The sequence below is a fragment of the Neobacillus muris genome (assembly GCF_943193175.1).
GTDB lineage: Bacteria > Bacillota > Bacilli > Bacillales > Cytobacillaceae > Neobacillus > Neobacillus muris.
This window is the reverse complement of sequence record NZ_CALPDF010000030.1, coordinates 1-12,670: the sequence shown is the minus strand read 5'-3', so window position 1 is coordinate 12,670 and position 12,670 is coordinate 1. Positions and strand designations below refer to the sequence as shown.

Annotated in this window: 14 protein-coding genes and 1 pseudogene; 2 read left to right on the top strand and 13 right to left on the bottom strand. The window is 35.3% G+C overall.

Annotated elements, in window-relative coordinates; translation table 11 throughout:
- Positions 1-131: 131 nt before the first annotated feature.
- The 7 genes from NFS43_RS24550 to NFS43_RS17140 all read right to left on the bottom strand — a co-directional run bounded on the left by NFS43_RS24550 (position 132) and on the right by NFS43_RS17140 (position 4,281).
- The gene (locus NFS43_RS24550) at positions 132-839 is read right to left on the bottom strand and encodes a cyclic-phosphate processing receiver domain-containing protein (RefSeq protein WP_338150618.1); all 708 of its coding nucleotides are present in this window, start codon (positions 837-839) and stop codon (positions 132-134) included.
- Between the two features lie 16 nt (positions 840-855).
- Positions 856-1,227 (bottom strand): hypothetical protein, encoded by a 372-nt coding sequence (locus tag NFS43_RS17165; protein WP_251553975.1) that lies wholly within the window; start codon positions 1,225-1,227, stop codon positions 856-858.
- Between the two features lie 507 nt (positions 1,228-1,734).
- Positions 1,735-2,055 (bottom strand): hypothetical protein, encoded by a 321-nt coding sequence (locus NFS43_RS17160; RefSeq protein WP_251553974.1) that lies wholly within the window; start codon positions 2,053-2,055, stop codon positions 1,735-1,737.
- A gap of 46 nt (positions 2,056-2,101) precedes the next feature.
- On the bottom strand, positions 2,102-2,401 hold the full coding sequence (locus NFS43_RS17155) for a helix-turn-helix domain-containing protein (protein WP_251553972.1): 300 nt from the start codon (positions 2,399-2,401) through the stop codon (positions 2,102-2,104).
- A gap of 576 nt (positions 2,402-2,977) precedes the next feature.
- Positions 2,978-3,325 carry a DUF6075 family protein gene (locus tag NFS43_RS17150; protein ID WP_251553970.1) on the bottom strand — a complete coding sequence of 116 codons (348 nt, stop codon included), beginning with the start codon at positions 3,323-3,325 and terminating at the stop codon, positions 2,978-2,980.
- Positions 3,326-3,762: 437 nt separating this feature from the next.
- Positions 3,763-3,930, bottom strand: coding sequence for a hypothetical protein (locus NFS43_RS17145; RefSeq protein ID WP_251553968.1), 168 nt, complete (start codon positions 3,928-3,930; stop codon positions 3,763-3,765).
- A 159-nt stretch (positions 3,931-4,089) separates the two neighbouring features.
- Positions 4,090-4,281 carry a hypothetical protein gene (locus NFS43_RS17140; RefSeq protein WP_251553966.1) on the bottom strand — a complete coding sequence of 64 codons (192 nt, stop codon included), beginning with the start codon at positions 4,279-4,281 and terminating at the stop codon, positions 4,090-4,092.
- A 718-nt stretch (positions 4,282-4,999) separates the two neighbouring features.
- On the opposite strand from NFS43_RS17140, the gene NFS43_RS17135 reads away from it, so the two are divergent.
- Positions 5,000-5,524 (top strand): hypothetical protein, encoded by a 525-nt coding sequence (locus NFS43_RS17135; RefSeq protein WP_251553965.1) that lies wholly within the window; start codon positions 5,000-5,002, stop codon positions 5,522-5,524.
- A gap of 303 nt (positions 5,525-5,827) precedes the next feature.
- Here the strand turns inward: NFS43_RS17135 and NFS43_RS17130 are convergent.
- From NFS43_RS17130 to NFS43_RS17110, 5 genes and pseudogenes are all read right to left on the bottom strand, one after another.
- Positions 5,828-5,929 (bottom strand): annotated as a pseudogene (locus NFS43_RS17130) (DUF1835 domain-containing protein); the annotation flags it as partial.
- Between the two features lie 375 nt (positions 5,930-6,304).
- Complete coding sequence (locus NFS43_RS17125) at positions 6,305-6,553, bottom strand: hypothetical protein (protein ID WP_251553964.1); 249 nt, start codon at positions 6,551-6,553, stop codon at positions 6,305-6,307.
- 288 nt (positions 6,554-6,841) lie between these two features.
- Positions 6,842-7,282 carry a hypothetical protein gene (locus NFS43_RS17120; protein ID WP_251553963.1) on the bottom strand — a complete coding sequence of 147 codons (441 nt, stop codon included), beginning with the start codon at positions 7,280-7,282 and terminating at the stop codon, positions 6,842-6,844.
- 550 nt (positions 7,283-7,832) lie between these two features.
- Positions 7,833-8,171 (bottom strand): YolD-like family protein, encoded by a 339-nt coding sequence (locus tag NFS43_RS17115; protein ID WP_251553962.1) that lies wholly within the window; start codon positions 8,169-8,171, stop codon positions 7,833-7,835.
- 907 nt (positions 8,172-9,078) lie between these two features.
- A complete protein-coding gene (locus tag NFS43_RS17110; RefSeq protein WP_251553961.1) occupies positions 9,079-9,489 on the bottom strand; it encodes a hypothetical protein in 411 nt (136 codons plus the stop codon).
- A 1,389-nt stretch (positions 9,490-10,878) separates the two neighbouring features.
- Here NFS43_RS17110 and NFS43_RS17105 point away from each other — a divergent pair.
- Complete coding sequence (locus NFS43_RS17105; RefSeq protein ID WP_251553960.1) at positions 10,879-11,199, top strand: hypothetical protein; 321 nt, start codon at positions 10,879-10,881, stop codon at positions 11,197-11,199.
- A 196-nt stretch (positions 11,200-11,395) separates the two neighbouring features.
- Here the strand turns inward: NFS43_RS17105 and NFS43_RS17100 are convergent, their stop codons facing one another.
- Positions 11,396-11,728 (bottom strand): hypothetical protein, encoded by a 333-nt coding sequence (locus NFS43_RS17100; RefSeq protein WP_251553959.1) that lies wholly within the window; start codon positions 11,726-11,728, stop codon positions 11,396-11,398.
- Positions 11,729-12,670: the final 942 nt, after the last annotated feature.

The following is a 12,670-nucleotide window of genomic DNA, read 5'->3' as shown; positions in this document are numbered from 1 at the left end:
AAATCCAGGCAAAATTCAAATGAAAAAGGAGAGGTTACTTGTGAACTTCCATTCTTTCAACTTCTTCTGATACCAGTTGCAAAGTATCATGCAGACAATTTTTCTGCTTGTAATCTTAGGACGTATTTCTACTACTTCCATGTATATCTGTTTGCTGTAAACGGATAAGGGTAAATCTCAATATCCTGTTCAATAAACTCTCTTTTTCGTGCGGCCAAAAGGGTTTGGTACATATTTTCCCTTCCCACCACATTGTCCGTATGCAAAAATATTCTATTTGCGGCCCTTATTCCATTTTCGCAGATGTACTTGACCAGGTCATAACCTGTTTTACGTAAATTACCTTCTTTGTCCATCCCCAGGTCATGATCCAATGAAAGGATATGCACAGTGGAACATTGAATGATTGAGATGGCTTCTTCAACTGTGCGAGCCTCTTGGAATCCTCTGGGAGTATCTCGGAGGTCGTCAAGGTACAAATTGGTGTAGCTATGATCCCTAAGTAATTTCAGCGTTTCAAGCTGTAAATAATTGTCCCAACCCCTATATGCCCGATCCATGCAACTTGCATCAATTTTGGCACCATTTTCTAGCAAGAGCCTTAAAATTACCGTAAAGTCATAATAGCAGGCTGTCGATAACGGCGTTCTCCCCATGCTGTCCTTTTGATTCACCTCTGCCCCCCGCTCAATTAGCAACTTACAAAACTTTTGGTTGTTCATGAATACGGCCCAATACAAGAGACTCTGTCCCTGAATTTCCTCATTGACAGCATGTGTTTCCAAATATTTTTCGAATCCTTTTACGTCATTGGTTCGCAATAATTGCAAGTAATCCATTAAACCACCTCCTAATCTACTTCATTCTTTCCATTCTGTATTCTGCAAGAGAAACAACTTTGGTAGAAAGTGATTTCACACACTGTTTTAACCGAACTTCTGGTTTTCCTTTTTTGAGATATTCACAGGGGATGTATGAATCAAATCCGATCATTTCTTGCCCGTTGTCATCAATGATTAGGAATTCACCAGATTTTTTTATTTTTGTAATTGTATATACAAGATATTCAGTAAAGCTCCTTCCAACTTTCCCAGCTAGCTTCAAGTCTATTTCCGAAAAGACCACGTGGGTCGCTTCATCCATCGAACACACAACGTACCCTTTTGTTTCTGGTGCAACTTTATGCCAAGTTTCTGTACGGGTTTTATCATAATTATCATATTTCATTATGTTATTTCCTCCGCTCAGGATCATATAATAATCCGTTTATTTTTGTGTTTCTTGCTATTTTCTTAATTATTATAATCGTATCCATTTACTTCAAATCTCAAAAAATTTTTATCTCGTTACTGTGTAAAGGTTGGGTTCCTAACTGATTAGGATTCCTAGCTAAAGCCCATTCCTCCTCATATTCCCCTCATCAGGAATAGCTTTTTTATGAATGACCTATGCCAATAAGTAGAGATATTTTAATGTATTGGGGATATGTTTCGAACATCCCGTTTTATTTAATAATTCAATTAACTGATTGTCATAGATGTTTTCCTTCTGGGTAAGGACTATTTTTTAAACCATTTATCAAGTAGATAGCGAAATGTAACATTATAAAAAATAATCGTATACCAAAGAAGAGCACCACAAACAACCGTCATCATTCTTATGTTTCCATCTATCCAAATTTGAATGGGTATGACACATATCAAAAGTACAATTCCCGCTGCTATTGATATTACCTCAATGTAGTAACGTAGTTTTAAGAAATTCATCAAATGGCACCTGCCCTTGTAACAATCTGACAAATTTGTCTAAAAGGTAGTCATTTTTTATTTTATAGCAAAAGTAGAAATAACCATTAATATGATCATATTTATTAACTAATGTAGTGAAATAAATCAAAATATTTAATAAATAATCAAAAAGAACATATTCCCTGTTTCTTTTTAATAATTCCATATACATCCTCTGTTGATCGGTATCAATTCGTAGTTCATTCAAATACTCTTCAGGTGAATTACTTTCAAAATATTGAATCAATTCACCATCATGTGCATACATCAGATTACCCCCCTTAACAATTGAAAAAAATTTTATCCTTTCTCCATTATCCTTCGTCTAATTCAATCTCCCATATACCAGCGTAAGCATCCCCAAGTAACTCTCTCATATCCTCTTCCACGGTATTATTTTTTCTTTGTTTCTTTAGATACTCGAATTCTTCTGCTGGAACAAACCATTTACCACCATGGCCAGACAATTGTTTCCCTGAAATCTTTCCATCTTTTATCCAATGTAGAACTGTTTCCTTCGATACATCATAAAAGTCCCCAACCACTTTTGTATCAACAAACCTAATACCGTTTTCATCTGTATATCCATTTTCCGTATTATCCCTTTTATCCATTTCAATTACCGCCTCCCCATTGACTATAATTAATGGTAAATAAAAAGACTCGCCACCTAATAAGTGCGAGCCGAATTTTATTGATCTATATGTTTGGACGGAATTTTTTACCATATTAATCCCAACTTTTTTCTAATCATTATGTACTTCAGTATAAAATCCTCTGCACACGATTGTCAAATAATTGTAAAATTCCTTTTAATAGAGTAAATGTTTGGTTTATTCTCTTTGTTTAGATTTGAACCAACTGTGCATTACAATTAACATGTCCACTCATTTAGGGCAAAACAATCATTTTTGTACTTAACCCCAAAACAAAATGTTCCACTTTTTGATAAAAGGGGTTGATAAGCTGCCATGTTCCCAAAAAGATAAACATTCCAAAGCAAAATAAAAAGTAGAAAATAACTCCGCCTTCCAAAAGTAGACATATCGCCCCAATTAACAAGACATATGACCCCAAATAAGTGGACATTTTCCTCTTACATAAGAAAAAAACAACGAATGAGAGATAAGAACCCCATCACTATCCAATATTAGGATAAAGATGGGGTTCAATTTAATTAATCCCTTTTTCTACTCTAGCCCCAGCCTAATTCTAATCCCATTCAAAGCCAATTCGCAATTCTGCTCATCTAAACTACGAAATAGATCCATGACAGTTCCACAAGGAAAATTGTTAAAGAGGTTAAAACCGAGAAGGACCAATGATCTTGCCCCGCTTGAAAGATAGGCAATATTATCTGTAATCTCAGTTTGTATCACCCTTTCCTCAAAATCATAAAACATTTCGATACGCTTCAATATTTCCTCATTCCCTGCAAAAATGAAAAACATAGCCTTTCTTTCGAGGTCACTAACATTGGTTCCATCCCATTGCAATAATTTTCGAAAATTTCCTTCATGATTTGGAGACAAGAACATAGACATTTCCTCCTGTTGTTTACTTTGACTCTATGTTCTATGCAATAGAATACGAGATGACAACCATAATAGAAAGGATTACGGGAAACTCTTTAGTCAACACATTTTAGGATGGATTACTCTGTTAACACTCAATAAAGAAAATATTAAATTAATAGGGTTTTTCGGATAAAAAGTGTTAACAAACTGCATTAACAATATGTCTAAATTACCTTCAGAATGTTAACACTCATTAAACACAAAACTTTACTACTTTACCGTAATAAAATCGGGTTCCTAACTATGTCAAACCCCTAGATAACTTTTCTCCCTCAACGGAAATAGTTTTTTTGTATGGATAACCACAACCAATAGCTGAGAAATTTTCTTTTTTATATAGGGTTATGTTTCGGTCATCCTGATTTTTTTGTAATATTCACATAGTGATACCTCCTTTATCATTTCACCAGATCATTATCCAATGAAGGAAAAGGTAAATTGAATTGACTTTTGGCAAAACGTTGACTGCTTTCTCCGCTCCATCTTGCAGTTCTTCCTCTATTGTTGATTAATCCTTTTTGTTCAAATTGACAAAAGTCAAAACTGGGTCTATTCTTCCGCTCCATCTTGCAGTTTTATTTAAAAGTATTTAATAGCCCGCCCTTCGACTTTTACCCCCAAAGTAGGTAAGCAGGGGTTCGACATTCAAACTATTATAAATAATTGTCATTAAACGTAATATGATTTTGATGCTGTTATCTAATTAAAAAGCTGTGGATACGCACTTATATTGTTGCTTCTTGCTGCAAATTAGGATAATGGCAATATTTTTGTTCAAGAAGGATAAAGAAGAATCGGAAGTAATTCCAATAATGATAATGTGTGAGGGGAAGTCTGCAAAATACGCAGACTTTTCCCATTTTGGCTACATCTTCATCAGCAACATCCTCGTCAGGAATTACACCCCACCATTTCAATCGGCATTCCACTTTATCTGCTTTTAAATGCTTAGCTAAAATATCGCTTTAAAACTGTAATAAGCTAAAGTCAGGTTCCTAACTATGAAAACCCCCTCATCAACATTTCCACTTCATTGGAATAGGTTTTTCGTGGGATAACCGTCAACAAAAGTAAAAAATATATCTTTATAGGGTTATGTTTCGGTCATCCTGATTTACTAATAATAACTAATGAATAACCCCTTTCAATTTGTCAGCATATCCTCCCTTGGTTAAGCATCAGAATACAAGTTGCGAATAAAAGACAGATTAAATTGACTTTGGGCAAAACGGTGATTACTTTTTCCGCTCTTTCCAGCAACTTTCCCTTCACTTTTTCTGATTTTTAATATCCTTTTTGACAATGGTCAAAACAGGGGCAATTCTTCCGCTCCATGTTGCAGTTATTATCTATTATAGAAAGCTAGTTTGTTGATTTCGGTGTATTCAAAAGACACTGAACACTCTGTGGGCATCTTGAAATAGGGTCCAAAAACCTTTCTGAATTTGTAGTTGAAGGAAAAATCAATTTTATGAGATTTAATCAGCCCCCTATACCCTCAATCACTTAGACTTCTCAGCTCTTCTATTTACTTTACTCGAACAACATTTTTAAATGAATTTGTTATTTTTTACTATTGAACAGTCTAGTATAAAAGGCAAGTAAAAATAATAGAAAAATAGGAGTGATGTTTGAATGGATACTCAAGACTTTTTGAAATTATCAAGCCTCGAAAGAGTAGAGCTAGTGAATAAAATGTTAGAGAACGAACAAGAAAAACACTTGGAAAATGTCGCTGCCAAGCTCGGATTAAAGCTATCGACTTTTTCAAAAATCATGCGTGATAATGCAAGCTACCAATACAATCAGACAAGTAAACGCTACGATCGTATTCTGACAATAGAGGAGTATAAGCGGCACCTCAATTCTGGAATAAACGAAAATAGATCTGAGGAGTCGTTGCAATTCGTTACGGATCATTTGGATGAATTAAAAACATTGTTGAATGCACATAAGAAGGAATTGATATTGGAGCCAGAAATCTACGACCCTAACAGTAAGACCATAACTAAGACCTTACAGATGAATGCAGCCATCAGTGAACGATTCTCCAAACTTTGTTCATCGCAGTTTCCCCTTTACCGTACCAGAGACTTGTTTAGCAAGTGCATGTTGGATTTTATCAATAAATATGAATCAAAAAAGACCCCTGATGAATGATTCTCGGGGGTCATTTCAACCAGATCGTCTTCTCACTTCCTTTAATTGCGTAAAAAGCCAATCACTAAAAAAATTAATCAGGTTTGCAGTGAGGAAATAAACTGATTCGAACTATATTGAATCCTAACAGGGCAAGGGATTGAAAGATTATTAAACAAAAGAAAAAGACTGAACCCGAATTTGTATTCATTTTTAAAAGAAAGAGCAGCTCGGGCTGGATCAAATACATAATACTTCTATCACCGCTCGTCCACTGATTCTTTACGGTTTGAAAGCAACAGTTTACACTTTGCCCCCATGCCATTAGCCTTTTGGCTTCACACTATAAAATCGTATCGCTTCAAGATTGCCTTCATATTCAAATACTCCAGCAGCAATCAGCTTTTTAACTCGATATTCTATTAATGTATCCCCAACATATTAATCTTCTAAATGCCCCAGAACCTCACCAATTAATCTTGCTGATTTCATAAATCCCCTTCGTTTACTATGCACCTTTTTTGCCCTGCTTGCAGCCAGAGCCCTTATAGGGCTAGGATTGAAGAAAGATGGAATAGAAAAAAGCAAGTGAATTCAACTTGAATTTTGATTAAAAAATTGGACCGGATTATGATTGGATTCATACCGATTTTTGCATAAAAAAACCGAAGGTCTGCCGGAAAAGTACTGGAAAAACCTTCGGATGGAAGGGGATTGATTAATGTGATTCATCCCCTTGGTATTGGTGAATGATGAATTAAGTTCTTTTTCGAAGACTTTCCGCTTTCTAGCTTCTTCTAGCTAAATTTTAAAATACTTCTTTGGAATCCTCCAATTTCCATTTCTTGTCTTTTTCGCCCCTGGATATTTACCATTTTCGCACCACACAAGAATCATTTGCACTGAAACACAAACAATCTCGGCAGCTTCGGTAGACCAATAATATTCTTCTGTATCATATTCTTTAGGCACAGACACTTCTGCTCCTTCCTCAGCAATTTGTCCTTTTTTCCATTTCCTATTGTCAAAGGCAAATAAAAAAGCCCGCATTCCCCCTTAATTAGGATGCGAGCTTTTGAAATATTGTTGATTTATACAGAGATTTATTTATCAGAACCATTTTTATTCCTACTTTTCCAGATGTAATATAAATCTTATTATAAATATTAGTTTTAAAGTAATCAAACGTTCCATTTGATTAACACATCTATTATCCTAATATACGAATGATAGATGAGAACTCTTTTTCACAAAAAAACTGAACCCAGTATGGATTCAGCATAAATTCATAATCTATGATTCATCTGTAGCAGGTGTTAATTTTAATACGGGTAACACCTACACTCCTTTTCTATCTTCAAATACAAAAAGCGAAAACTCATCAGCCATTCTCCTTGACCATTCACTGGCCTCTGTGAGAATCCTCTCTTTGACACTTGTGCCAACTTCATCTTGTCTAAATGGGGCATAGAATTCCTGCCAATACAGCTCCAACCATTCTCCAAATTGGTTAATGAAAAGCTGTTCAATCCATTTGGCATTATCTTCAACTTTCATCAATGAAACAAAATAATCAAGAAATTCGTCCAAAGACCCAAACCTTTTGCCTGCATAGTACAAATTTGTCATGGTAAGTGGTACAAGACATTGGTAAAAGTAAATCCCTGATTCAACTCTGTCAAAGATTTTAGCCTTCTTTTCCTCCATTTTCATGACATTGTCACTGTCTGTTTTGGTAGTCAATTCATCCTTTTTTTCAATTGCTGTGTTCTTTTCCATTCTGGGGACATCTCCTTTGGGGAATTAGTTTTGAAAGCAATAGACGGAAGTGTGTAAAGTATTTCCAAGGCACTTCCTTGGGGAAATTTAATCTATCACTTATATATACATTTTAGATTGAATAGAGAAAACTATAAATTTTTTAATGCCGTACCATGTTCTACCCCATGATCTGCAAGCAAGAATTGGATAGGCTTTGAATGACTAAAATGGTTTTGGATTGTGCCGGTTTCTAATTGAATTTCGGCTGTCTGCAAATTGAAGCTGTACAGAAAATCCGATTGGGATTTTTCCGAATTACACATGAAAAAATCGGAGATCTACTAGAGAAATTTTCAGAGTAATTTTCGGATTGTGGAACTTTACTTTTTCTAAGAACGTAAAACCAGAAACCTAGAAGGAACAATCTGTATAGGCTTTATAAATTTGAAGATGGTTTATCCAAGCCCTGTCTATTGGCATGCCATGTAAAGCTCTGTAGTAGCCCGAAATTGCCCTCTAATAAATTCCAAGGGCTTATTACGTATTGAACTCTACGATACTACCCTGACTAATCTATAACCTCCACTTCAACTATATCCTCAAAAGGAATCCCCTCAAACTGTCCAGACCTTACTTCAATACGGATCTGTCTAGTTATCGAATCCACGTAATGAATGCGGCCAATAACGTCCGTCATGAAACCATCAGACCATAATTTTACCTTTACAATGTAGTTCCATTCCATCGCATAAGCTATCCGAAGATCGAACTCCTCCCATTGATATTCGTCTATGATTGGCCTTTCTATACGTTCAGTATCCTGCCATAAATTACGCTGAGCTTTTACTAATTCAGGTAGTTGAAAAGCTGCATGCCATTTAACCATTCCTCGATCTCGTATCGCCATAATAAACACCTCATTACAATTATATACGAACATACATTCTAAGTAAAAAGTGTAAGAGGTGCTCAAAAGATTTGGGAAAGGTATAGAAATCCTGTGAGTTTATACAGTCAGGATGGCAACAGAATAGAATAGGGAGAACGGAGGAAAGATGATTGAACCCTTATTGGGCAAAGGGTTGGCCAGATATTGGATACATGTTTGACTAGGCATGCCGAAAAAATCTTTGAATTATGGAAACTTATTTTCTTCTTAGGGATGTAAATTCCCACTATAGAACGTAATTTTTGTGTTAATACAGTTAGAATTCGAAGAAGAAGAATAGAAAGGAGATTAGTAGGGGGGCAGCACTCTACATTCCCCCTATTTCTTCTGATGCTTCCGTTTTTCATTATTCACTCACATACACAGACATCCAATTGTCATCACCGAAGGAAAATCGGATATTTTCCTTTTCAAATCCCGCTCCTTCAAGGACACCTATTTTATCTGCATAAGAGATTTAAAAGGTTGCCTGCCAAGTCACATATGAATTTTTTCACGCATTATTAAATTTCTTCTATCTCCCCATGTTGGAACAGGTCAGAAGAAAAAATAAGAAAATTACCAATTGGGGACATTTATGCAGTTGGGACCCTAAACGGAGTTTTCATTAAGAACCAGTTTTACCGAGACAAGAGGAAAAAAGGAGTTTGGTACATTCCCTATTCTTATTATTTTCACGTAAAGACAAGGTACCTAACTGTCATTCGTTACGCTTCTTTATATAACGATGTACAGATTGTAAAGAGGACTATTTAGGAAAAAATGTACTACTGAAGTTTCCCTCTCGCTATCTTGAATTTCCAACATTTTTTTGCAAAAAATAAAGCCTCTTTCATAAGAAAAAGGCTGGCTATAAATCTTAATCTTATTCATCAACAAAATCAAAATCTCCATACTTAAATTGCCCTTTCACATTTTCATATGCCTCAGCCCAATTTCCATCAAGCCCATCTGTGCAAAACCCATCAGAACTAAGACTAAAGTCATCCCCGTAATGATATTTAAGAACCAGAAGAACTTCGCAAACAGGTAGATCATAGGGTTTTCTAGCTGTCTTACAGAATTCCCAAACACCCTTCTCTATCAAAAATGTCTCGTGTCCGTCTCCATCTCGCCCATTGAATCGAATTTCTTTCTCATTTACGGAGGGCTTCCTTCCCGTTTCATCATCTTCATATGCAAGAATCTCTTCATTATGATCTATAATTTCCGAAACGTCCCTAAGCACCTCACTCTTTAAATCCGCTTTCAACTCAAAATAATGAGTGTATCCCATTCATATCTCCTCCTTATTTTTTACATCTACGAATGCTTTTCCAAACTTTCTCCATTTAATTTTTTGTGACATAAAGGATTGCCTGACACTTAAACATACTACTTCAGTAAACCAAAAATAATATCTACTTTGATGTCGTACCCCGTTTTACCCCCTTGTTTAATAATTTTGTCAAAAGAAATCCTAGCTTCATTTAGGTCTCAGCAGTTGCTGTCCCTACGTTTATTTCACCTTCTTCCTTTCTGTTTTGGTATGACTTGTTTTATAATTCTATTTTACATAGCCAATAGGATCTAATGGTTGCCTGGCAAGTCACATATTAAAACTCTTAAAAAATTTTCGATGGAATATAAAAGGGATAAAAAGGAGGAGAGAATTTCTTAATACGCCCAGCATGTTGCCAGGATCTATGATTTCCACCTTGCCTCTTAAAGCCGAATCCAATGTTGAAATAAACAAAAAAGAACCAATCTATTTAGATTAGTTCTAATTTCTAAATGACAAAACGGCAGATTCATACTATTTCTCTTTTGCCACAGTTTTGTTAACTTTGTATACAAAAAACATTAACATTGGATCAAACCCGGAAAGCATTGAATCAGGACCAAAAATTAGAAATGTTTAATTTTGGGATACAGCAGGGACCATCTTTTTAGCATTGGAGAAGAAGTTAATAACAGCAAAGTACCTTCTTTTTTCCACCTGATACCAACTTCTTATCATCCGGTACCAACAAATTAACTGTGAAGAAGAACAAAATATCAGCTACACTCCAATGGATACCAACTTTTTAGTAGAAGGAACAACTAATTTCCAATTGATACTCGTAATAGAAAGAAGAAAAAAGGAGAGGAATGATGGAAACATCCTGCGGATTAATTAAGTGGGGAAAAATACTGAATAACGATTGGATGCCGCTCAAATCCTTATTGGACAAGGGCTTGGATATATATTGGGAAAAGAAAAAGGACTGAACCGCTATTGGATCCAGCCTGACTGTTACATTGAGTTTTAATTTAAACGAACGTTTGATTAAGGATCAAATAATATTGATCACATCTTTAACTTTGTTGCTGCCTGTTATCATCTGTTCGCTTCGGACCGACTATATAGCAGAGGTAAGAGGAAAGAAACAGGGAGATAGATCCAACTTGAACCAGTTCTGCTATTGATTTGGAATTGATTATGGTCCGGATTAGAATCTGCTAATGCTTTTTGTACTGTTACTCGACTTGATTACAGAAATGAAATGCACCATCCTCGACATAGTTTTGACCACTGAATGACAAAAAGTAAACCAATGAATGACAGACAGTTTACCACTTCATACCTGGATATTTATGTTGAAGTATAGAGTGGAAATTGTGAAGATTTTCACCTAAACTAAAGATGCAGTTTAGTAAAAGAACGGGGGTGACCTGGTTGATTATTAGATTTGATTTTGGTGAAGACAATATCCAATACATTTCTTGTGCAACTAAAGTAGGAAGAAAGATTAACAGGATCAGATATGACTTTGAGAATTGGGTCTTTGACGAAAACAGAAATACGAAGTATTGGTTGTATGAAAACGGAGAAAGGTATTGTCCGAGTTATGATACAGATGCAATTATAGATTGGCTAAATAATGTAAAATTCAAAAAAGGCACTGCTAAGGCGAAGTTAATTACAGTGCCAAAATCAAAAGTGAAAAAGACATTATATTTTTAATAAGATTTTTTTACCATTTCTTTAACTAACGAAGAAGGTTTGTTGAACAAGAGTGGGTTCAATACTGTTGGATATTAACTTTTCTGAAATTGGTTCTTAACTTAATGTAAGAATCAAATCAGGGTGTCATTATTTCCCTTATAAATGCCTTAAATAAGGCACAAGTAAATCAATGCTTTGTGCCTTATCTCTCTATTTACTGTGCATTCGTATCTTTTTCTTTTTTCTTCTTCGCATCATGTTTAGACTTTAAATTCAAGCCTAGCTTTACAGCACCATATCCACTAAGGCCAAGAATGCCAACAGCACCTAACCCTTTTGCACCATTACGCAAAACGAATGCCACGAATTTTTTATGATCAGGGTTTCCATACCTTGCATCATCGTACCCATTTACAAGCCTCAATGGCACATTTTTTCCATACCGTAACACGGTCTTTTCAGGGTCATAGTCAGGTCCATAATGCCAATCTATACTATTGAATTCATCTCTTAATTTAGAATAAATTTTATCCTTTATTTTCACCATCATTCCTCACTCCTTTAAGTATTTTTTCAAAACCGACATACCGTATCTATATTTAAAATTATACTACATAAAAAATAAGGAACATAGGGAAGTAATTATTGAACTAAAGGGGGCGTTAGTGGAACATCATTAGCCTAATTTCTCGCTAAAAATACGGAGGAATTAGGCTTTTTTTCTATCTAAATCCTAAACGTTGTTAATGCAGTTTCTTGAAATTACCCCATTTGTAAACACATTGGCAACAGGGGGTAAATACCTTGGAAATCCCTAGTAAAAACACGACAGAAATGGTACATTCTTATGGCTGTAATCACTCTACTGGCCTGATACCGGCAATTTAGTCGCAGGTATTGACCTTTCAGCATGGAAACCGACTTTAACAGAGAGATCCAGTGCAGCAAATAAAAAGAACCATCTTTTTAGCATTGGGGAAGAAGTTAATAATAGCAAAGTACCCTCTTTTTTTCCATTTGATACCAGCCTTATACCACCTAGTACCAACTAATTAACAGTAAAGAAGAACAAAATATCAGCTACACTCCAATGGATACCAACTTTTTAGTAGAAGGAACAACTAATTTCCAATTGATACTTACTTTTTTATATGGGGGCCAACTTAATAGCAGAGCCGAAGCAGAATTATTTTGCAGTAAAAGGCAAGCTGTAGACCCATGAAGAATACAACATCATAGAATTGATAATTGGATGAATAAAACTGGTTGTATTCATATTGAATTAAACGGATTGAGCATTTACTGAATCTTTGATCAAACTATCATTGGCCTATAAAAAAGGAAAATCTGAAAAGAAATGAAACAATGCCTGTTTGTTTATTCTTTATTCTTATCTTTTCTTCCCTCTACTATATTAAGCTGTATTATAAATGGTTCCCAAACTCCTTTCTCTATTATCCCCCTCAAACCCTTTCGGCTCTAAGCTCCA